Origin of the sequence: Streptomyces sp. NBC_01235, assembly GCF_035989285.1 — a bacterium.
GTDB lineage: Bacteria > Actinomycetota > Actinomycetes > Streptomycetales > Streptomycetaceae > Streptomyces.
In genome coordinates this window covers 2,237,054-2,260,366 of sequence record NZ_CP108513.1, presented here as the reverse complement: position 1 = coordinate 2,260,366, position 23,313 = coordinate 2,237,054, and the positions used below count along the sequence as shown (strand labels likewise).

The 23,313-nt window shown below is 69.6% G+C and carries 19 protein-coding genes and 3 pseudogenes; 8 read left to right on the top strand and 14 right to left on the bottom strand.

Translation table 11 applies throughout. From position 1 onward, the window contains the following. Positions 1-29 precede the first annotated feature (29 nt). Complete coding sequence (locus OG289_RS09580; RefSeq protein WP_327313595.1) at positions 30-623, bottom strand: TetR/AcrR family transcriptional regulator; 594 nt, start codon at positions 621-623, stop codon at positions 30-32. Positions 624-818: 195 nt separating this feature from the next. Between OG289_RS09580 and OG289_RS09575 the strand changes: the two genes are divergently transcribed. From OG289_RS09575 to OG289_RS09565, 3 genes and pseudogenes are all read left to right on the top strand, one after another. Continuing rightward, positions 819-1,088, top strand: a complete 270-nt coding sequence (locus OG289_RS09575; protein ID WP_327313594.1) for a hypothetical protein — start codon at positions 819-821, stop codon at positions 1,086-1,088. Continuing rightward, positions 1,085-2,695, top strand: a complete 1,611-nt coding sequence (locus OG289_RS09570) for an MDR family MFS transporter (protein ID WP_327313593.1) — start codon at positions 1,085-1,087, stop codon at positions 2,693-2,695. Before OG289_RS09575 ends, OG289_RS09570 begins: the two co-directional genes overlap by 4 nt. Positions 2,696-3,190: 495 nt before the next feature. Beyond that, positions 3,191-3,610: pseudogene (locus OG289_RS09565) on the top strand (transposase family protein); the annotation flags it as partial. A 43-nt stretch (positions 3,611-3,653) separates the two neighbouring features. Here the strand turns inward: OG289_RS09565 and OG289_RS09560 are convergent. Beyond that, entirely contained in the window at positions 3,654-4,289 is a 636-nt protein-coding gene (locus tag OG289_RS09560) for a response regulator transcription factor (protein WP_327313592.1), read from the bottom strand. An 18-nt stretch (positions 4,290-4,307) separates the two neighbouring features. Further along, positions 4,308-5,555: a sensor histidine kinase gene (locus OG289_RS09555; protein ID WP_327313591.1), complete on the bottom strand. Its 1,248-nt coding sequence runs from the start codon at positions 5,553-5,555 to the stop codon at positions 4,308-4,310. A 214-nt stretch (positions 5,556-5,769) separates the two neighbouring features. Here OG289_RS09555 and OG289_RS09550 point away from each other — a divergent pair, with 214 nt between their 5' ends. Together OG289_RS09550 and OG289_RS09545 are read left to right on the top strand one after the other, a co-directional pair. After that, positions 5,770-5,973 carry a hypothetical protein gene (locus OG289_RS09550; RefSeq protein ID WP_327313590.1) on the top strand — a complete coding sequence of 68 codons (204 nt, stop codon included), beginning with the start codon at positions 5,770-5,772 and terminating at the stop codon, positions 5,971-5,973. 194 nt (positions 5,974-6,167) lie between these two features. After that, entirely contained in the window at positions 6,168-7,673 is a 1,506-nt protein-coding gene (locus OG289_RS09545) for a molybdopterin-dependent oxidoreductase (protein ID WP_327313589.1), read from the top strand. A gap of 524 nt (positions 7,674-8,197) precedes the next feature. On the opposite strand, the gene OG289_RS09540 is transcribed toward OG289_RS09545, so the two are convergent. Together OG289_RS09540 and OG289_RS09535 are read right to left on the bottom strand one after the other, a co-directional pair. After that, positions 8,198-10,207 (bottom strand): GDSL-type esterase/lipase family protein, encoded by a 2,010-nt coding sequence (locus tag OG289_RS09540; RefSeq protein WP_327313588.1) that lies wholly within the window; start codon positions 10,205-10,207, stop codon positions 8,198-8,200. 1,382 nt (positions 10,208-11,589) lie between these two features. After that, positions 11,590-11,718: pseudogene (locus OG289_RS09535) on the bottom strand (undecaprenyl-diphosphatase); the annotation flags it as partial. Between the two features lie 195 nt (positions 11,719-11,913). Between OG289_RS09535 and OG289_RS09530 the strand changes: the two are divergent. Both OG289_RS09530 and OG289_RS09525 read left to right on the top strand, forming a co-directional pair. Continuing rightward, a pseudogene (locus OG289_RS09530) lies at positions 11,914-12,228 on the top strand (transposase); the annotation flags it as partial. A 196-nt stretch (positions 12,229-12,424) separates the two neighbouring features. After that, positions 12,425-12,763 carry a siderophore-interacting protein gene (locus OG289_RS09525; protein ID WP_327320625.1) on the top strand — a complete coding sequence of 113 codons (339 nt, stop codon included), beginning with the start codon at positions 12,425-12,427 and terminating at the stop codon, positions 12,761-12,763. A 123-nt stretch (positions 12,764-12,886) separates the two neighbouring features. On the opposite strand, the gene OG289_RS09520 is transcribed toward OG289_RS09525, so the two are convergent. From OG289_RS09520 to OG289_RS09480, 9 genes are all read right to left on the bottom strand, one after another. Continuing rightward, positions 12,887-14,077, bottom strand: a complete 1,191-nt coding sequence (locus OG289_RS09520) for an acyl-CoA dehydrogenase family protein (RefSeq protein ID WP_327320624.1) — start codon at positions 14,075-14,077, stop codon at positions 12,887-12,889. Positions 14,078-14,190: 113 nt separating this feature from the next. After that, a complete protein-coding gene (locus tag OG289_RS09515; protein WP_327313587.1) occupies positions 14,191-15,309 on the bottom strand; it encodes an alcohol dehydrogenase catalytic domain-containing protein in 1,119 nt (372 codons plus the stop codon). 84 nt (positions 15,310-15,393) lie between these two features. After that, positions 15,394-16,854, bottom strand: coding sequence for a class I adenylate-forming enzyme family protein (locus tag OG289_RS09510; RefSeq protein ID WP_327313586.1), 1,461 nt, complete (start codon positions 16,852-16,854; stop codon positions 15,394-15,396). After that, positions 16,851-18,092, bottom strand: a complete 1,242-nt coding sequence (locus OG289_RS09505; RefSeq protein WP_327313585.1) for an NAD(P)/FAD-dependent oxidoreductase — start codon at positions 18,090-18,092, stop codon at positions 16,851-16,853. Before OG289_RS09505 ends, OG289_RS09510 begins: the two co-directional genes overlap by 4 nt. Continuing rightward, on the bottom strand, positions 18,089-18,412 hold the full coding sequence (locus tag OG289_RS09500; protein WP_327313584.1) for a 2Fe-2S iron-sulfur cluster-binding protein: 324 nt from the start codon (positions 18,410-18,412) through the stop codon (positions 18,089-18,091). The genes OG289_RS09505 and OG289_RS09500 overlap by 4 nt, the downstream gene beginning before the upstream one ends. A 23-nt stretch (positions 18,413-18,435) precedes the next feature. Then, positions 18,436-19,506 carry a cytochrome P450 gene (locus OG289_RS09495; RefSeq protein ID WP_327313583.1) on the bottom strand — a complete coding sequence of 357 codons (1,071 nt, stop codon included), beginning with the start codon at positions 19,504-19,506 and terminating at the stop codon, positions 18,436-18,438. A gap of 130 nt (positions 19,507-19,636) precedes the next feature. Further along, positions 19,637-20,887, bottom strand: a complete 1,251-nt coding sequence (locus OG289_RS09490; RefSeq protein ID WP_327313582.1) for a MarR family transcriptional regulator — start codon at positions 20,885-20,887, stop codon at positions 19,637-19,639. 47 nt (positions 20,888-20,934) lie between these two features. Beyond that, on the bottom strand, positions 20,935-21,783 hold the full coding sequence (locus OG289_RS09485; RefSeq protein ID WP_327313581.1) for a fumarylacetoacetate hydrolase family protein: 849 nt from the start codon (positions 21,781-21,783) through the stop codon (positions 20,935-20,937). Then, on the bottom strand, positions 21,780-22,361 hold the full coding sequence (locus OG289_RS09480) for a carboxymuconolactone decarboxylase family protein (RefSeq protein ID WP_327313580.1): 582 nt from the start codon (positions 22,359-22,361) through the stop codon (positions 21,780-21,782). Before OG289_RS09480 ends, OG289_RS09485 begins: the two co-directional genes overlap by 4 nt. Positions 22,362-22,442: 81 nt before the next feature. Here OG289_RS09480 and OG289_RS09475 point away from each other — a divergent pair, with 81 nt between their 5' ends. Beyond that, entirely contained in the window at positions 22,443-23,303 is an 861-nt protein-coding gene (locus OG289_RS09475; RefSeq protein WP_327313579.1) for a VOC family protein, read from the top strand. Positions 23,304-23,313 lie beyond the last annotated feature (10 nt).

The following is a 23,313-nucleotide window of genomic DNA, read 5'->3' as shown; positions in this document are numbered from 1 at the left end:
AGCACATGATTGAAGCCGCGTGGCAGTCCTCAGGCCTCGTCGTCGACAACTCCCGCCAGGAAGGCCTCGACGTCTGTCGATACGTCCACCGCGCTCGGGTTGTACAGCCACTGGCGCTGGAGTCCGTCCATGACTGCGATGAGCAGGTCCGCCAGGATTTCCAGCCTTGTGTCCACCTTCAGGCGTCCGCGACCGCGCAACTCGGCGAAGACCCGGGTCAGATGCAGGCGCAGGCTGTCGTAGCGAGCCCGGTGCAGCTCGTGAGTGGGATGCTCGCCGGTCATGGCCTCACTCGAGATGATGCTGTGCAGTTGGATCAGCCCGGGGCAGGCCTCGTTGGCGTGCGCGACCTCCAGGTGAGTCCGCAGTAAATCCAGGTCATCAGCTTCCCGGGCGATCGCGGCCGTCTCCCGCTCGTGTGCGGCGAGTACCTCGGCCAGCAGTTCTGCCTTGCTGTCGAAGTGGTGCAGCAGACCGGCCTGGCTGATGCTGACTTGCTCCGCGATGTCCTCCATGGTGGCGCCGTGGAAGCCTCCGGCGCTGAATGCCTCGACACAGGCGTCGAGAATCTTCTGCCGCACCTCGCCGGTCTTCGCGTAAGCCCCCGGGGCCGCGGCCCCCACTGCTCGCTGCCTTCGCCTGCTTTGTCACAGGTCGAACATAGGGCCCGGCCGGACCCGGCACCCCATCTCAATATGGAAACGTGATTACATGTTCAGATGCGGTGAGACTACGGTGGCCGCACCCATGCGGCACCGACGCCGAAACCCGGACGCGCCCGCCCGGGCGTCGACGCGTACCCGTCCTACGGAGACCCTGTGACCACGATCCAGCTCGAACTCCCGTGTGGAGCCGTAACGGCGCGCCAACGGGTTGAGGGCGACAACGCCAGCAGCGAGGGGACCAGTGACGACCGCATGCTCGCAGGCAAGCCCGGCGGCCAGACTGTCGCCCACGACCACCGCCACAACGAGGATGCGCGGCTGCTGGCCAGGGACCCTTTCCGGGCGCTCCCCTCCGACGCCGACACGATCGAGGGATCCGTGGTGAAGCGGCGCCCGCACAACAAGCGAGGGCTGGGGCGATGAGTCGAGCTCTGAAGCAGCCCGAGCCTGCAAGTACGCCGGTCACGTCGCGCGGTCAGGTGTTGAAGGCCCTCAGCGGTCTGCTGCTCGCCCTGTTCGTCTCGACGCTTAGCAGCACCATCGTCTCGACTGCGCTGCCGGAGATCATCCGAGCCGTGAACGGGTCGCAGGACCAGTATGCCTGGGTCGTCACCGCCACGCTCCTCACCACGACGGCCACCACTCCGATCTGGGGCAAGCTGGCCGACCTCTTCAGCAAGAAGACCCTCGTGCAGGCGTCCGTCGCCATATTCATGGTGGGATCCCTGGCCTCCGGGATCAGCCAGACCGCCGGTCAGCTCATCGCCGCTCGCGCCCTGCAGGGGGTAGGCGTTGGCGGCGTGCAGGCCCTCGTCCAGATCACGATCGCAGCCATGATCCCGCCCCGCGAGCGCGGCCGGTACAGCGGCTACCTGGGCAGCGTGACTGCGGCATCGACCATCGGCGGCCCACTGCTCGGCGGTGTCATCGTCGACACCACCTGGCTCGGATGGCGCTGGTGCTTCTTCATCAGCCTGCCCCTCGCCGTCCTTGCGCTCCTGCTGCTCCGCAGAGCCCTGAAGCTTCCCGCCGCACGGCGAGAGAACGTGAAGATCGACTACTTCGGAGCCACCCTGATCGCCGCCGGCGTGAGCGTGCTGCTGATCTGGGTGTCGTTCGTCGGCAACTCCTTTGCCTGGGCCTCGTGGCAGACCGCCACCATGGGGGCCGCCGCCCTGGCCCTGCTCGTCTCGGCCGTGTGGGTGGAGGCCCGCACCGCGGAGCCCGTCATCCCCCTCGGCATCGTCAGACAGCGCACGACCGCTCTGGCCATCGCCGGCAGCCTCGCCGTCGGGACGGCCATGTTCGGCAGCGGGGTGTTCCTCAGCCAGTACTTCCAGCTCAGCCGCGGTCACAGCCCCACAGAGGCGGGCCTGCTGACGATTCCCATGATGGCCGGCACCCTGATCGCCTCCACGGTCGCAGGCCGTCTCATCAGCCACACCGGAAAGATCAAGCCGTTCGTCGTCACCGGCGCGTTGCTCCTCACGGCCGGGTCCGCGGGGCTCGGCACGGTCGACTCCACCACATCCATGGCCTTCCTCAGCGTCGCGATGGTGTGCGTCGGTATGGGCGTCGGCATGACATTGCAGAACTTCGTGCTCGCCGTGCAGAACACCGTGCCGCTGAGGGACGTGGGAGCGGCGAGTTCGACGGTGTCCTTCTTCCGCTCGATGGGCGGCACGATCGGCGTCTCGGTGCTCGGCGCCATACTGGCTCGGCAGGTCCAGGACCAGATCACACACGGTCTCGCCACCGCCGGCCTGCCGTCCACGGGCAGCGCCCTCTCCCGTGCCACCGAACAGCCACCGGCCGTGCGCGAGCTCGTCCGCGTCGCCTACGGCGACGCTACGGCGCAGGTCTTCCTCCTATCGGCAGCCGCAGCTGTCCTCGCCGTCGTCGCCGCCGTTCTGATGAAGCCGGTCAGCCTGCGCAGCAGCCTCGATCTCCCCGACGAAACCGTGCCCACGGCTGCCGCTGCTCAGACGACCGACCATGCAGCCGACTTCCGCTCACGAGAGGAGGCATGAAAGGTTGCAGGGCGTTGTACGTCGCGGCCATGCCATTGACTTTCCGCGCATCGATACGCTCGCGCCGAGGCGCGTTCGCGGGCTCGGGCCGATGGCTGGCCGGTCGGACCTGCGACGTGCCAGACGGTGTCATGCCCGAGAGCAAGCAGATGCTCCGTGGCCTGGCGGGCTCCTGTCGTCTGTTCGAGTCCGATCACCGGGACGCTCTCCTGCACGATGTCGACGTCGAGCGCGACCGCGGGCCGGTCGGCGGGAAGGTGCCGCTATGCCTGCGCGGTCCAGTCGTGCGGCGCTGCGAGAATGAGACCGGCGACCGCTTGGGAGACGAGCCCCTCCGACCGGCCCGGGCTGGCAACGGGTCGCCGGGGGCGCAACGCGAAGACCGTCGCCGCGGGACCGTACTGGGTGGTGTCGAAACTCACCACCGACAGACCCGTCCACGCCTACACGACCGCGGCGAGCAGCCTGCTCGCCGCGGTCGTGCACCGGGCCTGCTCCCACAAGCACCGTGGGCGTGGCGTCAACGCGTTACCGGTGACCGATCCGGATGGCAGGACGCTGTGGATTTCACCCGCGCTGCCCGGCCGCACGCATGACCTGACCGCGGCCCGTACCCATCGGATCACCCGGATCTGTAAACGTCAGGGCATCACGGTCCTCGCCGACCGCGGCTACACGGGAGCCGGTCCGTGGGTGGCGACACCCCTCAGACGCCCGCCGGACCGTGGCCTCACGGCCACCCAACAAGCCGTCAACCGTGCGCTGTCCGCGGACGGCGCCGGTCGAGCATGGCGTCGTACAACTGAAGGCATGACGGATCTCCCGCGAAGCCCGGTGCAGCTCGAATCGAATGTCGCGTCAATCTGCGCGGCCGTCCTCACCCCGTACCGGCAACTCCGACCGGTTGAATCCTAGGGGCGCGAGTCGCCAGACGTAGGCAATGGCCGGCATGCGGAGGTCACCGCTGTGGTGAGGTGAGGAGGCCGCGCGACAGAGCGACGGTGACGGCTGCTGTGCGGTCGTTGACACCCAGTTTGACGAACGTTCGCAGCAGGTGCGTCTTCACCGTCGCTTCGCCGATGTACAGCTGCTGACCGATCTCGCTGTTGGACAGACCCCGCGCGACGAGGCCGAGTACCTGAACCTCGCGCGGGGTCAGCTGCTCCCCGGCCGGCGCCTGAAGGTGAGTCACCAGCCGGGCAGCCACCGGCGGGGCGAGGACCGTCTCGCCGCGGGCCGCCGCCCGGATCGCGTCGGTCAGGGTACCGATCGGAGTGTCCTTGAGCAGGTAGCCGGTGGCGCCGGCCTCGATCGCCGGCAGGATGTCGGCGTCACCTTCGTAGGTGGTCAGCACGAGCACGCGAATGCCGGGGTGCTCCTGACGGATGCGCGCCGTCGCGGTGGCGCCATCGGTACCCGGCATCCGCAGGTCCATCAGGACGACGTCCGGGCGCGTCGTGGAGGCGAGGACGATGGCCTCGTCGCCGGAGCCGGCCTCGCCGACGACCCGCAGGTCGTCGTAGGCCTCGAGCATGCCGCGGAGGCCGAAGCGTACGACGGGATGGTCATCGACAATCAGGATGTGGACAGTCATCGAGCCGGTTCCGCCCGCTCAGTGGTCGGGTGTGGAGCTGAGATCAAGTACAGGCTGCAGGCTACGCGTCGCCTGCTCGGCCGGGGGCGGCGGCAGCTCGACCCGCACCGTGGTGCCCTGGCCGGGAGTCGATCTCACCGTGCAGGTTCCGCCGAGGCTGGAGGCGCGGGTGCGCATGCCGAGCAGGCCGTATCCACCCCGGACGGTGGCCGGGTCGAAGCCCTGGCCGTCATCGGTCACGGCCAGCGCCATGAGGCCGGAATCGTGGCGTAGCTCGATCCGCACCGTCGTGGCGGCGGCGTGCCTGCCGACGTTGGCCAGGGCCTCCTGCGCGGTGCGCAGCAGGGCTATGTCCGTTCCGGTGGATGTGCCGGACCGCTCGCCGACGATCGAGACCTCGACGCGCGCACCCGTGTCGCGAGTATGCCGGGCGGCGAGCCGGTCCAGCGCATCCGCGAGCCCGCGGCCGGTCAGGTCGACCGGGGCCGATGCGGCGATCAGCGAGCGTGCCTCCGCGAGGTTCTCGCGGGCGGTCTTCTCCAGGATGTCGAGCTGGCCGTCGGCAGCCGTCGGATCACGGAGCAGGGTCGTCCGTGCGACCTGCGCGAGCATGAGGATGCTGGTGAAGCCCTGTGCCAGGGTGTCGTGGATCTCGGCAGCCAGGCGTTCACGTTCGGCATGGACGCCTGCCTCGTGGCCCGCGCGTTCCAGTGCGGCCCGCGTCCGGGTCAGTTCCTCGATCAGCGCGGCCCGCTTGCGGTTCTGCTCACGGATGCCGGTCAGATAGGCGCCGACGAGGATCGTCACGGTCATGGGGACCAGAACGGTCACGCCGACCATCGCCAGCGTGTAGCGGCTGACTCCGGCCCGCGCCACCATGGCCCAGGCGAGTTCGGCATAGAGGATCAACAACAGCGGTAGGCGTACCCGCCACCTCGCGACCATCACGAACAGCTGTGGGCAGAGCGCGAACAGCAGTGCGCCAGCGATCGGGGCGATGGCGAGCAGGAGCGGGAACGCGACCGCCAGGACGGCGAAATAGGCCGCACCCCAACGCTCGTCGCGGTTCTCCATGGCCCGCGGAGCGACCAGGGCGTAGCAGGCGACGATGACAGCGAGCGTACCGAGGGCCAGCAGGCGTTGGCCGAGCGCCACGGAGACGTCGGCCGCTATGGCGACGGCAAGAGGTATCGCGACAGCGCCGACGAGGACATGCCATCCGACGCGGTAGCGGTACCCGAAGTCGACGGTGCTGCGCACTGCCACGCCCTGCCCACCTTCGCCCGCGGAGATTGGCCGCCAGCTTACGGGCGCCCACGTCCACAGTGCCCGACTCGGCGCCGAGGAACGTCCATGCACCGGTGGAGCCGTACGTACGTCGATCGGTTGACAACGGGGTCCAACCAATCGTTGTCGCCGCCGCGCCTCAGAGCCGTCACGCTCGATGTCGAGAACCCGGCTCCCCACCTGGAGGTACCCCATGAAGAAGAACTGGTTCGTCCTCGGCCTCGGCGCACTGCTGGCCTTTGTCGGCGTGGGCTGGACCTTGCAGGGACTCGACGTCATGAAGGGCTCGGCGATGAGCGGCGTGACGCTGTGGGCGGTCGTCGGCCCGATCGTGGCGATCGCCGGTCTCGTCGTGCTGGGTGTCGGCTTCGCCCGGCTGCGCCGGGTGAGCCGGTAAGCGCCGATCAGATGGGCGGTATCGACATGGAGACTCAGAAGACAGGTCGGCCGGCACCGGGAAGACCGCCCAAGCAGTGGTACGGCGAGCTGGCCGGCGTCGCGGCCACCGCACTCGCCCTGGGCCTCGGTGAGCTGGTGGCAGCCGCGACGGGCGGGCCCTCAGCGCCCCTCGTAGCGGTGGGTGGCGTCGCTGTGGACGCCGCGCCGACTCCGGTCAAGGAGTTCGCCGTCGCGGTGTTTTACACGTACGACAAGCTGGCGCTGCAGGCGGGAATCGTGCTGGTGTTGGCGGTGTTCGCCGCGTTCATCGGTGTACTGGCCATGCGCCGGCTCTGGTACGGGCTGGCCGGCGTCGCTGTGTTCGGGACGATCGGCGTACTCGCGTCAGCCACCCGGCCCAGCGCCACGTGGGCGTACCCGCTGCCGACAGTGGCCGGTGCACTGGCCGCTGCCGGCCTTCTGGTGCTGCTGCGCCGCGCCCTGCCGCGCCGTGCTGCGGTATCGGCGCAGGACCTGGGGGACGACACCGGCCCGGACACGGACGTGGCGGCACAGGGAACCCACACCCCCGTGCAGGGAGCCAGTTCACCATCGTCGAAGGCCGGCATCTCGGTGCTGGACGGCGCGGGACGGCCGCCGGGCCGACGTCGGTTTCTCGCGCTGGCGGTCGGGGCGATCGGCGCGGCCGCGGTGGCCGTACCGGGCGGACGCCGGCTCTGGGCGCAGCGTGTGGCCGCGGCTCGAGCCGCAGTGGTTCTTCCGCCGCCGTCGAGCCCGGCACCGCCCTTGCCCGCCAAGGTCTCCGTCGGCGTGCCCGGAGTGGAGCCGTTCGTGACCAGGACCGCGGACTTCTACCGGATCGACACCGCTTTGACGGTGCCACAGATGGAGCCGAAGGACTGGCGGTTGAGGATTCATGGCCGGGTGAAACGGCCGCTGACGCTGACGTACGAGCAATTGCTGGCACGGCCGATGGTGGAGCGCTACATCACGCTGGCGTGTGTGTCCAACGAGGTCGGTGGCGAGTTGGTCGGCAACGCGCGGTGGTTGGGGGTACCGATCAAGGATCTGCTGGATGAAGTCGAGCCGGATGACCGGGCGGATCAGGTGGTGAGCCGTTCCGTGGACGGCTACACGGCCGGTACGCCTACGGCGGCGTTGCGTGACGGGCGGGACGCGTTGTTGGCGGTCGGGATGAACGGGGAGCCCCTGCCGGTGGAGCACGGGTTTCCGGTCCGGATGGTGGTGCCCGGACTGTACGGATACGTATCGGCGACGAAGTGGCTGACGGAACTGGAGCTGAGTCGCTTCGCGGACTTCAGCGCCTATTGGGTACGGCGGGATTACGCGGCGCTGGCTCCGGTGAAGACACAGTCGCGGATCGACACACCGGCTGCGGGCAAGCGTCTGAAACAGGGTCTGGTGGTGGTGGCCGGGGTGGCGTGGGCGCAACATCGCGGGGTGTCCGCGTTGGAGGTCCGCGTGGATGACGGCCCGTGGCAGCAGGCACAGCTCGCGGCGGTGCCGTCGGTGGACACCTGGCGGCAGTGGAGCTGGCCGTGGCAGGCGACGCCCGGCGAGCATCGGCTGCAAGTACGCGCCACCGACAACACCGGCCAGGTGCAGACAGGACAGGTGCACGAGCCGCTGCCCGACGGGGCGACCGGCCGGCACACGATCAAGGTCACGGTTGCCTGAGCATTTCCCGCCGGGCGGGGGTTCCCGCCTGAAGACTCGACTCTTCAAAGGGCTGCGGCTGTCGGCGCGGTGGGCGGCTGGGCTGCTGATGGCGCCGCTCGTACTCACCGGACACCGAGGTGGCCCGTCGGCGGATGATTTTGAGGTCGGACAACCGCTCGCTACCGGCACGAGTAGGAGATCCACAGCGGCTCGCGAGCCTGCCCCCGACCTGGTCGGCACCGAGTACGGGCGCAAGGTGCCATTGCCCGAGCGCACCTGGCAGGAGGCTCGCTGGTGCCTCCCGTTCGAGGCGATCCCGCGCATTCCCGGCAAGCGAGGTGACCCGCCGAGCAGGACGATCGGCATCCACCCGCGATGTGGTTGGACGACGAATCGAGCCTTGTGCTCGACGCGGTCAAGAGGCAGGGAGGGAAGGGCGGCGATCTCGCCGTCGAGCCGGGGCCGGGGCCGTGGCCCCGCGCCCGCGCAGGGCAGCGGAGGCGCCCGCCTGCGCGTCGCGGTCCGGCGGCCCCGGCTCTCTTTCACATACCGATCCGCGCCGCGATGACCGGTGCCAGCCGGTCCGCGATGACGCGGTGCCCCTGGTCGTTGGGGTGGACCGAGTCCGTCAGGTCGCCCGAACCCAGCCAGCCGGTGGTGTCGACGAAGGAGACCCGGGAGTCGCCACCGTCGACGGCCGCCTTGACCGCCGCCTGGGTCTGCGGGACGTACCGGCCGCGGAAGGTCTCCAACGCGAAGATCCACGCCTGTGGGTACGCGGCGCGGACCTTCCGCAGCAAGCTGGTGTACGCCGCCTGGAACTGCGCGGAACTGACCGCGTGGCCCACGTCGTTGGTGCCGAGATTGATGACGACCGCGTTCGCCTGAGAACGGGAGAAGTCCCAGTCGGGCGTGGCCGCGTTCGGGTTGAGCTTTGTGAACTGCCGCTCCAGACCGACGCATCCGTCCGCCGCGGCGACCAGACAGGCGCCGCCTTGGGCGATCTGGGTGTGCTCGGTGCCGAGCCGTTCCCCGATCAGCCAGCCGTACGCGGTGCGGGCGTTCTGCGACGACGTCGTCCCCACCGTGATCGAGTCGCCGACGAACTCGATCAGCTTGCCGGGCGCCGGCGGTGCGAACGTGGTGGCGCCACTGTCGAGGACCAGCCCCTGAAAGACGGCGTCACCCCGGTAGGAACCGGCGACCACCTGGTAGTTGACCTGGAGGGTGTGGTTGCCGGCGGACAGCGGGGAGGGGGTCAGGTTCACCGTTCCCTTGACGTCGTCGTAGAACTTCACCGGGCCGTTGTCGATCCTCGCCCAGAAGTCGATCGTCCCGCGCTGCTTGAGCTGGACGGTCCGGCCGGTGAAGCCGACCCTGTAGTAGGCGCCCGCCCAGTACGGGGTGTAGGCGGTGGAGGTCCTGGTGTCCCAGCGGCCCACGAACTTGATGTTGGGGTCGCCGGGTTGGCCGGGAGCGGCCGCCAGGGTGGATGTGGGGCTGCCGAGTCGGGCGGCGATGACGGGGGCGAGGCGGTTTGCGAACTTGGTGTGGCCGGCCTCGTTGGGATGCCCGTTGCCGTCCTCGTAGTCGGTGCCGTCGGTCAGCCAGCCCGTGGTGTCGACGTAGTGAACCCTGCTGTCACCGGCGTTGGTGCGGGCGGTGACGGCCGCCCTGGTCTCGTTGACGTAGCGCTTCTTGAGCGTCTGCACGGCGAAGAGCTGGGCGTTCGGGTAGGTGGCGCGCAGGTCGGCGAGGAACTTGGTGTACGCCGACTGGAAGGCGGCGCCGGTCACGCCGTGGCCGATGTCGTTGGTGCCCAGGTTGATGACGACGGCATCCGCCCGGAGGCGGGAGAAGTCCCAGTTCTGGCCGCCGGTGCTCGCCGTCCTGAAGAACTGCGTGCTCAGACCCGTGCAGCCGGACTGTGCGACGAGGCAGTAGCCGGAACGGGCGATCTGGGTGTGGAGCGCCCCTAGTTGCTCGCCGGTCTTCCACGCGTACGAGTCCAGTGCGAGCCGGTCCGTGAGCGCGCCGGCGGTGATGGAGTCGCCGACGAACTCGACGAGCCGGGACGGGGCGTTCGGCGCGACCGTGCGCGCACCGGGGTCCAGCACCAGGCCCTGGAAGACGGTGTCGCCGGAGCGGTACGAAATGCGCAGGGTGTGGGTGCCGGCGGACAACGGCCGGGGCGTGAGGTTCACCGTGCCGCGGACGCTGGGGTGGAAGACGTCGGGGCCGCCGTCGATGCTGGCGTACAGGTTGACCGCGTCTCTCGCCTTGACCTTCACCGTGGTGCCGGTGAAGGCCGTCTGCAGGTAGGCACCGGTCCAGGAGGGCACCGCCGCGGTGCCGGCGCTGGTGTCCCAGCGCCCGACGTAGACGATGTTGGGGTCGGAGACCGAGCCGTCACCCGGCGCGGCCTGGGCGGGGGAGCTCCCCGTCCAGGACAGCAGGCAGGCGACGAGAACGGCCGTGACGAGCGCAGCAAGGGTACGGGCGAGGTGGCGTAAGGAGGTGATATGGGGGGTGACGTGGGGGGTGGTCTGCACAGGGGTCCCTTTCGGCGTGAGGTGGGAGCGCTCCCAGAAGCAGCCTTTCGAGAGAAGCAATGAAACGGTTCAGCGTCAAGGGTTCGCGTGAGGCAGGCAACTCACCGACAAGCAGGTCCGGCCCTAGTCCGCACGGATCAGCACCAGTTGCTCTGAGCCTCGCTCTCGCCCGGGCCTGGAGCCAGTAGATTCGCGGGGCCGCCGCGGAGACAGAGGGCGAGCGGCCTTGCGGCATCGTGTCCACCGCTCTCCGCTACTCGTGCGAGGCAGGAAAGGACCGAAGGGCGGGCCGGATCGAGCGCGGCCTGAACGGGAGGTAGCTCGAGTCGGTCGGAGTGTCAGTGGTCGCCGCCATACTCAGAAGACGTGCACCTGACTTTCAGGCGCATGTCCAGGAGTTCTCGACCGAGTAGGAACGAATTGACACCCGAGAGCGACGCGGTGCCCGACCGCGACCCGTACCTTCTGGCGCAGATGCGAGAGGCCTTCGGGCGCGTGGTCTACAGCCACAAGCCCATGAGAAGCAGGCGGACATCTGCTTCACTGGTGTGGCTCGGCCCACGGCGTCGTGCGCGGTAGCGCGGGACAGTGCAGATCTCATAGGCCGAACGGCGGGCGAGGAGCGTCCGTGAGCCGGTCTGGTGGAGGGGCCTTTCGAGGATGGGCGGCGTGCGGCGGAGCCGGTGCGCGTGCTCAAGATCAGTCAGGAGCTGGGCGAGGCCGCGGAGGCCCTTCACGGCGTGCTCGGCGCCAACCCGCGGAAGGGCGCCTCACGCGTGGGGTGTGCAGAAGGAGTTCGCGGACGTCATCGTGACGGCCGTGGTTGCCCTGGACGCCGTGAGCGGGGACGGCGCGGCGGTGGTGGAGCACCAGCTCCAGGGCCGCGCGCCGGATGGGATCACCGGCGGCTGGGGGCATCCGGCTCCTCCAGGTCCTCGCGATCAATGGGGACATGGGGGAAGTCGCTATAGCGGTGTACGGCACGGGTCCGCACGGTGAGGCAGTCGGGGTGACGCACACGTGGGAGGACATGGAAGCACGCCTCGGCTGGCTCATCCTCACGGCCGCTGCCGCGCTGGACGACCTCACCGGCGATGCCTGGGACACGGTGGATGAGCGGCTGCGTTTCCGCGTGGCGAGGGGCGCGGCCTTGGCCGGACATGAACCTCAGCTGACCCGCTCTACCCTCTGCGCGGAAGGGCCCGCAGGGACGTGCGGGCCCTTCCGCGTCATCCCCTGCTTTGCGGACGCACACGTCCTAGTGGGACGTATCCCGCCTCCCGGGTGGGAGATGAGTGGGAGACAAGTGGGAGATGATCATGACGTGGTGCTGCAATCAGGCGCTAGGAAATGCTAGATACCGCTACCTGCGCGGCCCTGTTTCAGCCGCCGGATTCGCCCGCGTGTGGGCTCAGCGCACCCATGCTGACCAGCACAATCACCACCACACCGAGGGCGATGCGGTACCAGACGAACGGCATGAAGCTCTTCGTGGAAATGAATTTCATGAACGGGTTCATAGGTCGAGGTCGTGAGTGCTTTGACCTGCTGTTTCCGCCACTCTTCAAGATTGAATGGGAGAGAGGGGGCACCGTCCAGCGTTCTCCTCGCTCGCCACGAAGCGCAGCCACCGGGTTTGCAGCGAATCGGCAATCTCCTGCTCCATGGTCAGCGTAACGTGCGAGTAGAGACCTTCCACGCCGGCGATCCTGGTCCGCGCGCACCTGCAACTCGGCGCCCCGATCGTTGTCGTCTGGGACAATCTGAACACCCATCGTGCCGCCGGAATGAGGAAGTACGCGGCCGACCACGAATGGCTCACCATCATCCAACTTCCCTCCTGCAGCCCGGACTTGAATCCCGTGGAAGGCATCTGGTCGTGGTTACGGCGCGGGCCGATGGCCAACACCGCGTTCACCGACCCCGACCACCTCACCCGCACCCTCCGCCGAGGACTCGCCCACATCCAGCGCCATCCCGAGCTCATCGACGGCTGCCTCACCGAAACCGCACTGACCCTCGCTTCAGACCCCCCGAAGCCAATCCGAAAAGGTCGTAGCTGGACGCCGCCGTCGAGGAGTTGCGGACGCTGCCGGCCGAGGAGCGCGAGCACGACGTCCTGGACGAGGACGTCACCCGCCTCTCCCCGCTCAAGCACGCGAACCTCAACGTGCTCGGCCGCTACAGCTTCACCTCCTCGTCGGCGACGAGAGCGCTCTGCCGGCGGTCCTCGCCATCCTGGAAAGCTCTGTCGCACTGCCCGCCGAGGTCTTCCTGGAAGTCCCGGCCCGCGAGAACATCCGGCACGATGTCACCGTGCCCCCGGGCACCACGATCCACTGGCTGCCCCGCCGCGCCCCCTGTGCGAAACCCGGCGTCCTCGCCCTGCAGGCAGTGAAGCAGGCTCAGCTTCCCGACGGCCGCTCCTACGCCTGGACCGCGGGCCAGTCCTCGCTGGCCACCGGCGTCCGTCGGCATCTCGTCGGCGAACGCCAGATCCCCAAGTCCGACATCTCCTTCCGCGGCTACTTCAGCCACGGCAGAGCCAGCCTCTGACCGTCGCATGACGCCGGGTTGGCGCCGCGACCGCCCACCTGTCGGCAAACGATGGCATTGCCTCTAGACCGCACCCGATGACACCCACCTTGCGGATGTCCGTCCCGGGCAGGGGCGCACCGCTCACCGGAAGGCCGCCTGCCCCGTCAGGGCCTGGCCGATCATGAGGGTGTGCATCTCGACGGTGCCCTCGTAGGTGAGGATCGATTCGAGGTTGTTGGCGTGCCGGATCACCGGGTACTCCAACGAGATGCCGTTCGCGCCCAGGATGGTGCGGGCGGTCCGGCAGATCTCCAGCGCGCTGCGGGTGTTGTTGAGCTTGCCGAAGCTGACCTGCTCGGGGCGCAGGCCCCGGTCGTCCTTGGTCCGGCCGAGGTGGAAGGCCAGCAGCGTGCCCTTGGCCAGTTCGAGGGCCATGTCGGTCAACTTGGCCTGGGTGAGCTGGAATCCGCTGATGGGCCGGCCGAACTGGACCCGCTCGCCCGCGTAGGCCAGCGCCGTCCGGAAGGCCGAGCGTGCGGCGCCCATCGCGCCCCAGGCGATGCCGTACCTGGCCTCGTTGAGGCAGGACAGCGGTCCCTTGAGGCCCAGTACCTCCGGCAGGACGGCGGTTGCCGGCAGGCGTACGGAGTCCAGGACGAGCTCGCTCGTCACGGAGGCCCTCAGCGACATCTTGTGCTTGATCGCGGGGGCCGAGAATCCAGGGGTGTCGGTGGGCACGACGAAACCGCGGACGCCGTCGCCGGTGCGGGCCCAGACCACCGCGACATCGGCGACCGACCCGTTGGTGATCCACATCTTGCGTCCGTCGAGTATCCAGTCGGCACCGTCGCGGCGGGCAGCGGTGCGCATACTGCCCGGGTCGGAGCCGGAGTCGGGTTCGGTGAGCCCGAAGCAGCCGATGGCGGTGCCCGCCGCGAGACGGGGCAGCCACTCCTCCTTCTGCTCCTCGGACCCGAACGCCCAGATCGCGTACATGGCCAGGGAGCCCTGGACCGAGACCAGGGAGCGCAGGCCGGAGTCGGTCGCCTCGAGTTCGAGACAGGCCAGCCCGTAGTCGACGGCGCTCATCCCGGCGCAGCCGTAGCCCTCCAAGTGCATACCGAGCAGGCCGAGTTCGCCGAGTTCCTTGGCGAGTCCGCGGATGTCCTCGATCGCTCCCTGCTCGAACCACTCGGCGATGTGGGGTTCGACGCGCCGGTCGCAGAAGGTGCGGACGGTGTCGCGGACGGAACGTTCGTCCGGGGTCAGCAGGTTGTCGAGTTCCAAGAGGTCGAGGGGGTCGGCCGGGCGTCCGGCGTTCGGTGCGTGTATCGGGACTCCAGAGATCGGGAGCGGAGCAGGGGAAGGGAGGGAGAGGGGAGGAGAGGAGGCCGCCGGCCAGGGGAGTAGGGCCGACGGCCCCCGGCTATGAGGGGGCCCGCCCTCTACGAGGTGGCCGACGGGTTGATGATGAAGTTGCTGAAGCCGCCGTTGCGTTGGGCGATGCCGCTGATGGCTTCGTTGACCTGGTCGAGCGGAAACACCTGGTGTTCCAGTGGGCCGAGGTCGAGTAGGCCCGCACCCGCCATGTCGGCCATGACCTGCCCCTCGCCGGAGGTGAACCACGCCGAGCCCATCAGCCGCTGCTGCTGGTCCATCATCCGGTGGATGTCGATCGGCAGATCGCCGGCGACGGCGCCGATGTTGACCGCGATGCCGCCGCGCGCCATCGCCCGCATGCCGGCCCGGAAGGTCTCGTGCGGGGCGCCCGGGCCGAGGGCGTCGACGTAGATGTCGGCGCCGTATCCGTCGGTCTCCTCACGGATCCACTCGTCGAGCGGGCCGTCGTCCAGGGAGTGCAGCCGCAACCGGCCGTTCGCGAGCTTGCCGACCTGGTCGAGCAGGCCCTTGTCGCGGCCGGTGCCGTAGACGTGGGTCAGGCCCAGGGCGGGGGCGAGGAGCGCGGCGCCGATGCCCAGGGTGCCGCTGATGCCGTTGATGAGGATCGTCTTGCCCGGGCCGGCGCCGGCTTTGCGGAGGGCGGAGTACATGGTGCCGAGGTAGCCGAAGCGGGCGGCGGCGTTGAAGGACAGCGAGTCCGGCAGCTTCACCAGGCTGTACGCCGGAGCCACCATGTACTCCGCGAGGCCGCCCTGGTAGCGGTCGAGCAAGTCGATCGCGGTCGGTGAGAAGCCGAAATATCCGGCGAAGGCGTAGCTGGCGCAGTTGATCGAGTCGCCGCCCCGGCACGACCGGCACGACCCGCAGGAACGGCCCGGGTTGACGTACACCCGGTCGCCGGGCTTGAACGCCTGGACGCCCTCACCGACGGTTTCGACGACTCCGGCCGGGTCCAGTCCGAAGATCGCCGGCAGGGTCGGCAGCGGGCTGTGCGGGAACCAGGTGGTCCACATGTTCAGGATGTTGGCGAGGTTCGGAACGATGTTGACGGCGTGGACGGCCACGCGCACGTCACCGGGGCCGGGCTCGGGAACCGGGAGTTCCTCGATCTTCATCGGCTCGCCGACGGCGTGCATCCGCGCGGCTCGCATGGTCGCACTCATGGCGTCTCCTCGGGTACGGGTGAGGGAGACGGCGCCAACTGTGGCGCGGTCTCTGAGAGTTGTTGGCGTTGTGAGGTGTGTGGGTCAGTCGTCGAGCAGCGTCGTCAGCTGGGCGCGCAGCAGCTTTCCGGTCGCCCCGCGGGGCAGTGCGGGCACGACGCACAGGCGCCGCGGCCACTTGTGCCGGGCGAGCCGGCCATCGAGATGACCGCGGACGTCGTCCAGGGTCGGCGTGCCGGAGTCGGTGACGAGGAAGGCGGTCACGACCTCGCCCCAGACCGGGTCCGGCGCCCCGGACACCGCGACCTCGACGACACCGGGGAGGTCGGCGAGCGCGTTCTCGACCTCGGCGGGGTCGACGTTCTCCCCGCCGGTGATGATGGTGTCCTTGAGCCGGCCGACGACCGAGAGCCGGCCCTCCGTGTCGAACCGCCCGCGGTCCCCGCTGTGGAACCAGCCCTCGCGGTCGGCCACGGGTACCGGTCCGGCGGCGGTCCAGTAATCGGCCGCCACCGACGGCCCCCGCACCCAGATCTCGCCGGGAGTGCCGATGGGGGCGGCTGACCCGGTCTCGTCCACGACCGTCAACTCGACCTGGGGGACAGGGCATCCCGTGGAGGTTGCCGGTTCGTCGGGCGCGGAGTATGTGACCCCGGCCGCGGTCTCCGTCAGGCCGTAGGAGTTGACCACGCCCACCCCCCGCGCCCGGAACTGTTCCCCGGTCGCCGTCTGGGCCGGTGACCCACCGGACAGGATCCACCGCAGGGTGTCCAGGTCGCCGCTCGTGAAGCGGGGGTGGCGGGCGAGCAGGGCGGACATGGCGGGTACGGCGAAGGCGCAGGTGACCTGGTGGTCGCGGACCAGGTCGATGAACAGGTCCGGGTCGAAGCGCGGGGCCAGGATCACTGTCCCGCGCCGTGCCCAGGTGTACTGCGGCAGCCCGCCCAGTACGGCGACATGGGCCAGCGGGGTGGAGACGAGGGCGGTGTCGTTCTCGCCGACGGGCAGTTGTGACAGCCCGCCCACCATGCTCCAGTACAGGTTGTCGTGGGTCAGCGCGACGCCCTTGGGGAGGCCGGAGGTGCCGGACGTGAACGCGATGACCGCGGTGTCGGAGCCGGTCGGGGGTGCCACGACAACGGGCGCGTACGGCTCGTCGTCGACGTGCAGGTCGTCCCAGGCCAGACGGAGGTCCGCGACGCTCCCGCCGTCCGGGAACCGCTCGTCGCCCACGACCGCACGGGGCGCGGTCTCCTCGCATACGACGGTGAGCTCGCCCTCGGCCACCTGCGGATGGAGCGGCACGAGCACCGCACCCATCCGCGTCACCGCGAACAGCGTGATCAGCGCCTCGGGCCGCGCCGCCCCCTGCATCACGACCCGATCGCCCTTGCGCACCCCGAACTTGTCGAGGCGGGCCAGGGTGCGCCGGACGGCCAGGTCCAGTTCCGCGTAGGTCCAGGTCCGGTCCTCGAACACGAGCGCGGTCCGGGAGCCGGTCTCGGCCGCGCTGGTGACGAGGTGGGCGCCGAATGCGCTCGTCATGCCGTCACCTCCGCCGCGCGTCTGGCGCGGACGAGCGCGCCGAGGGTCGTGCCCGCCAGGTCGTCGCCGCAGACCGGGGTCCGCCGCTCCAGCAGCCGACGGGCGGCCAGGTGCTCGGCGGGCCAGTTCAACGTCTCCACGGCCACCAGCCGGTCGTCGCGGAAGGCGTAGGCGGCCAGCCGTTCCGGGGAGTCGCCCGGCACCACGCGCACTTCGTCGGTGCCGACGCGCAGGCCGGCGATCTGCAGTTTGACGTCGCCCTGGTCGCTCCAGAACCACGGCAGGCTCGCATACGGGCTCGGTGAACCGGCGATACTGCGGCCCACCAGCGCCCCCTGGTCGCTGGCGTTCTGCACGGACTCCAGTCGCACCAGGCCGTCCGCGTGCGGGTGGGGATGGCGGGCGCAGTCGCCGACGGCAAAGACGCGCGGGTCGGTGACCGAGCGCAGCTGTTCGTCCACGATGACACCGTCCTCCACCGCCAGGCCGGCGTCTCGCGCCAGCTCGTCCCTGGGAGCGGCGCCGATGCCGTAGACGACGAGGTCGGCGGGCAGCACACCCCGGTCCGTGACGACCTGCCGCACGCGGCCCGCGCCCTCGATTGCCTGCACGGCCGTCCCGGTGAGGATCACGACGCCGCTGCGCTCGTGCCGCTCCCGCACGTGTTCCTCCAGCTGCGGCGAGACAGCTCGGCTCAGCAGCCGGTCGCGCAGTTCGACCACGGTCACGCGTGCCCCGCCCGCCACCGCGACCTGGGCCAGCTCAAGACCGATGAACCCGCCGCCGATGACGACCACGTCCTGGGCCGTCGACAGTGCCCGGCCGATCGCGAGGGCGTCGTCGAGCGAGCGCAGTGCGTGGACGCCGTCCAGCCCGGCGCCGGGGACGGGCAGCGGGCGGTTGCGCGCGCCGGTCGCCAGGACGAGTTGGTCGTAGGGGAGGCGCAGGCCCGTGCGGGTGGTCACCGAGCGGGCTGCGGGGTCGAGCGCGACCACCCCCTCTCCGAGCCGCAGCTCGATGTCCCGCTCGCGGTAGAAGGACTCCGGCACCAGGTCGACGCGTATGCCGTCCCGCTCGGTGTGGGCCTTCTTGGACAGCGGCGGCCGCTGGTACGGGAGGTGGCGCTCGTCGGTGAAGACGGTGACCGGGCCGTCGTACCCGGCGCCGCGCAGGGCCGAGACCACGCTGAACCCGGCCTGTCCGCCGCCGACGATGACCACGCCTGCCGTGCTCGTCATACCTGCTCCTCCGGAACGTGGACGACCAGCCCGTCGAGCGCGTCGGAGATCTGGATCTGGCAGCTGAGCCGGCTGGTAGGCCGGCGTTCGGCGGCGGTGAAGTCCAGCATCTCGTCCTCAACCTCGTTCGGCGGACCTACCAGTTCGGTATGCCGGCCGTCGACGTAGACGTGGCAGGTGGCGCAGGAGGCGTTGCCTCCGCACTCCGCGACGATGCCCTCGACGCCGTTCGACACGGCCGCCTGCATGAGCACGGTCCCGGACGCGGCGGTGACCTTGCGTTCGGTCCCGTCGGGCAACTCGAAGATGACGATGGGCATGAAGTCCTCCCGATGGGGACGGCTCAGGCGGCTTGCCAGGTGACGTTCAGTGAGGTCAGGCCCCGGAACACCCAGCCCTCCAGGCGGTCCTCCGCGCTGTCGGTCGGGCCAAGTCCCTTGAGGCGGCCGAAGACGAGGGGCCAGGCCAGGGCGCTGACCTCGTGGCGCGCGACCCACGCGCCCATACAGAAGTGCGGACCGCCACCGAAGGCCAGGTGCGGTCGGTGGGGACGGGCGACGTCGAACTCGTCGGCCCGCTCGAACACGGCTTCGTCCCGGTTGCCCGACGCGATCACGAGGGCCACGCGGCTCCCGGCGGACAGGGTCACGCCGGCGATCTCGTAGTCCTGGGTGAGTTGGCGCGGGTACATGCCGATCGGCGAGATCCAGCGGGCGGTCTCCTCGAATACCCGCTTCCACAGTCCCGGGTCGCCCAGCACCCGGTCCAGCACGTCGGGGCGGCGCAGCAGCGCCCAGGCACCCACGCCGAAGACATCGCGCGGCTCGTTGACGCCTCCGCCGATGACGACCTTGACGTTGTTCTGGATCTCGGCGAGCTCCATCGGCTCGGGCGCGTGGACCATGGAGGAGATCACCGAGCCGTCCGGCTCGCGGCGCGTGATGTCCACCATTTCGGCCACCGCTTCCTCGATGGCCCGGGTCGCGCGCTCGGCGCGCAGCCAGATGTCGGGGTCGTCGGCGTAGTTGCTGTTGCCGTCCATCATGGCCCGCGACCAGGCGGCGATGTCGTCGGCGGAGGCGTTGCGCAGTCCGAGGAGGACCAGGGCCAGGTTGGCCGCGACGAGCGGCTCGGCGAAGTCGCGGATGAGGTCGGCCTCGCCTCGGTCGGCGATCCGGTCGAGCAGCTCGTGCGCGGTGCGCTCGAAGGTGCCGGCCCACAGGTCGCGAACCTGACGGGGCCGGGTGGGCGGCTCGGCGGCGGCCCGCAGCCGCCGGTGGTCCGGGTCGTCCTCGCGGAGCATGTTGGGGCCGACTGTGCGCAGCAGCGAGCCTTCCTCGCGGGAGCTGAACACCTCGGGCAGCTTCTCGGCGTGGACGATGTCGTCGTACCGGGTGAGCAGGTGCCGTCCCACGGAGGGCACCCAGGCGAGCGGTGCGGTGCGGTGCGGTGCAGCTCGGCGTAGGCGGGGTAGGGGTCGCGACGCAGTTCGGCGAGGTCGAGGTCGACGACCGGCGCGCCGGGGGCCGCAGTGGTGACGGCGTTCATGACGTGCCGTCCGCGCCGATCAGGACGAAGAACATCGTGGCGGGCTCTGTGCCGGTGACGCGCCAGGCGTGGCGGGTGCCGTTCTGCACGACGAGGTCGCCGGGCTGGAGGACCGCCGTCTCGCCGCCGTCCAGGTCGAGGACGACCTCGCCGGAAAGGACCACGCCGTAGTCGACGGTGGGGGTGGTGTGCATACCGGGGTGGTCGGGCTCGAAGAGCTCGGCGAGTCCGGGGAGGCCTCCAGCTGCTCGGCCGCCGCCGCGGCCGGGTCGAAGCCCGGGTCGGCGTAGACACTGCTCGGCGGGAAGGTGACGGTCAGGGCGATCGTCTCGCCGGGGGCGGGCACGAAGGACCTCAGCGATGCCGTCGGGTCGGCCGAGGAGACGGCGGGCGCCGTCGTGTTCCACACCAGGGACCTGGCGTGGCCCGGGGTGTGGACGCACTGATGGGTGCGCGGCGGCTCGCCGTCGCTGACGATCACGGGCTTGCCGCTCGCGCTGAGACCGGTGACGACACGGCGGACCATGGTTCTCTCCTTTGAGAAGCACGTCGGGAAAACGACGGCAGAAGCGCCGGACGGGGAGGGTGGCTGAGACGGTAGGACGCCCAGACCCCAGAACGTTAGAGATGTGACAGTAAAAGTCCTGACGATTTCCGGATGTCGCGCGCCGCACCCATGTATCCGGTATGCGTCGTACAGGGTCCGCCGCTGCCGGGCAGTCCGCGGCGGGGGTCTCCTGGTTGACCAGCGTGCGCAGTAGATGCACCAGCTCCCCCAGCTGGTCGTCGCGCAGGATGGCCGTCCAGGCCCGCTCGCGCTCGGTCTGGGCCTCGATGGCACGCCGCAGCGTTTCGCGGCCCTCCGTGGTGAGTTCGACGATCAGCTGGCGCCGGTCGGTCTCGACGCGTCGGCGGGTCACCAGGCCGCTCTTCTCCAGGGTCGTCAGCGCGCTGGAGATACTGGCGCGCGTGGAGCCGGAGACCCGCCCGATGTCCTGCTGGGCGAGCCCGTCGTAGACCCACAGGGCGTTGAGGATGCGGAAGCCCGCCCAGGTCAGGCCGAGCGGCCGGTGGACGTGCTTCTCGAAGTCCTTGGTCAGCCGGGCTTCGAGGCGGGTGAGGTCGGTGACCATCTCGATCGCGTCGAGGTCCCGTGGATCGGTCGTGCCCAGCTCGCGATGGTGGTGGCGCAGCAGTTCCGAGAACTGCCGGGTCCGGCTCGCGCCTGTGGTCTCCGGTTCGCGCACGGTGTCGGTCGCGATCTCCCACCCTTCCTGGTCCGGCCTCGCCGGTGTCAGCCGGCGACGACCGGATTGACCATAGTCCCGACGCCCGTGACCTCGGTCCGCAGGACCTTGCCTTCGGTGAGGTACAGCCGCGGGGTGCGGCGGACGCCGCAGCCGGCCGGGGTGCCGGTGAAGATCAGGTCACCGGGCTCGAACGTCACCCGCTTCGACAGCCAGGCGATCAGCTCGGGCACGCTGAAGATCAGGTCCGAGGTGCGGCCCCGCTGCACCTCGAGGTCGTCGACCCAGCCGGCCACCTCGATGTCGTCGGGGTCGGCGAACTCGTCGAGCGTCACCAGGTACGGGCCGATCGGGCTGAAGGTGTCGTACGACTTGGGGAGCGTGAACTGGTTGATCGGCTTGCGCCACTGTTCCCTGCGGTCGCTGACGTCCTGACCCGCGGTGACACCCGCCACGTACGACCAGGCGTCGGGCCCGGGGATGTTCTTGCCCGTGCGGCCCATGACGACCACGAGTTCGGCCTCGTAGTCCACCTTGTCGTACTGCGATTCCACCACGATCGCGTCGTAGGGGCCGACCACGGACGAGGCGAACTTGGCGAACACGGACGGCTCGTCGGGGACGGGGAGGTTCGACTCCTCGGCGTGCGCCCGGTAGTTGAGCGCCACCCCGATGGCCTTGTACGGCTTGGCGACACGGCCCAGCTCACGCGGGTCGAACTCTCGCCAGTCCGCCTCCACGGCACGTTCGGCGAGGGTGCGCAGCTCGTCCTGGAGGGACAGGTCGGACAGCACCTCCAGGCGCGGTTCGATCGCTCCCTTGCTCGCGTTCGCGATGTCGAGCGCACGGTCCTCGCGTACGACGACGGGGCGGCCGGCAAGGTTGGCGAGCTTCATGCGGGCACTTCCTTCTGGTCGGAGAGACGGGGGAGGGGTAGCGCGAGGTCGCCTTCCGCCTGGACGCCCAGCGTGTTGATCACGGTGGCGATGGTGAGGTACTGGCCGACGGTGTAGAGCACGTCGATGACCTGCTCGACGCCCAGGTGCGACTCCAGACGGCTCCACAGTTCGTCGTCCACGCCCTGGCAGTCGACGAGCGAGTCCGTGGCGGCGAGCAGGACCTGGTCGAACTCGTCGAGCCCGTCCCACGCGCCGGTCGCGGCGGCGAGGATCGTCTCGTCGGCCAGTCCCGCCCGGCGGGCGATCCTGACGTGCTGGTCCCACTCGTACCCCGCCTGTGCGCGGGCGGCGATCCGCAGGATCATCAGCTCCCGGGACGTCAGCGGCAAGGTGTTCTTGCCGAGCACGTGGTTACTGAAGACGAGGAAGCGGCGCAGCGCGTCCTCGTGGTGCGCCAGGGTGGCCCAGATGGTGTAGACGCGGCCGTCCTGGTCGCGGTACGGCGCCAGTGACGCGAGCGTCTTCTCCTGTAGATCGGCCTCGTCGACGGGCCGCACACGGGCTTTCTCGGGCACTGAGACCTCCTCGGCTCGATGGGCGTCAACGTATTCGTATGACCCTTGACCGTCAAGGGTCTAACAAATACCGTCTTCGCCATGACGATCCAGAGCCTTGGCTACGTGGGTATCGGCACGCCCGACTCGACAGCGTGGGCGGAGTACGCCCGGACAGTGATAGGCCTCGCGGTCGAGCCTGCGGGCTCGGAGAAGGCCGTGCGATATCACCTGCGGATGGACCAGCATCCGTTCCGCATGTGGCTGGCCGAGGCGCAGAGCGGCGGCGTGACGGTCATCGGCTGGGAGGTCCGCGACCCGGCCGCGATCGACGAGATGACGGTGCGGCTCAAGGAGGCCGGCATCGACGTGTCCGTCGGCACGGACGAGGAGTGCCGGGAGCGCCAGGTGTCCCGGATGGTGCACTTCCAAGGCCCGCTCGGCATCCGCACCGAGCTGTTCTGCGGCCGACGCCTCGCCCCGAGCCAGTTCGTCTCACCGCTCGGCGTCGACTTCGTGACCGGCGAACAGGGGCTCGGACACGTCGTGATGAAGACCCCGCACGTCCAGGAGGCGGTCGACTTCTACTGCGACGTCCTGGGCTTCCGCCTCAGTGACACCGCCGACTACCCCTGGGGCACCTTCCACTTCCTCGGCTGCAACCCCCGCCACCACAGCATCGCCTTCATCCGGTCGTACAAGAACGAGGGCACCCACCACATCCTCTGCGAGGTGACCAGCCCGGAGGAGGTCGGCCGCGCCCTGGACCGGACGCGCGAGCACGACGTCAAGCTCATGGCCACGCTCGGCAAGCACGCCAACGACGGGATGTTCTCCTTCTACATGACCTCGCCGGCCGGTTTCGGCATCGAGATCGGCGCGGGCGGCGTACAGGTCGACGAGAGCACCTGGGTCAGCCGCACCTACACCGCCGACATCTGGGGCCACCATCCGGTGGCATAACGGCGTTCAC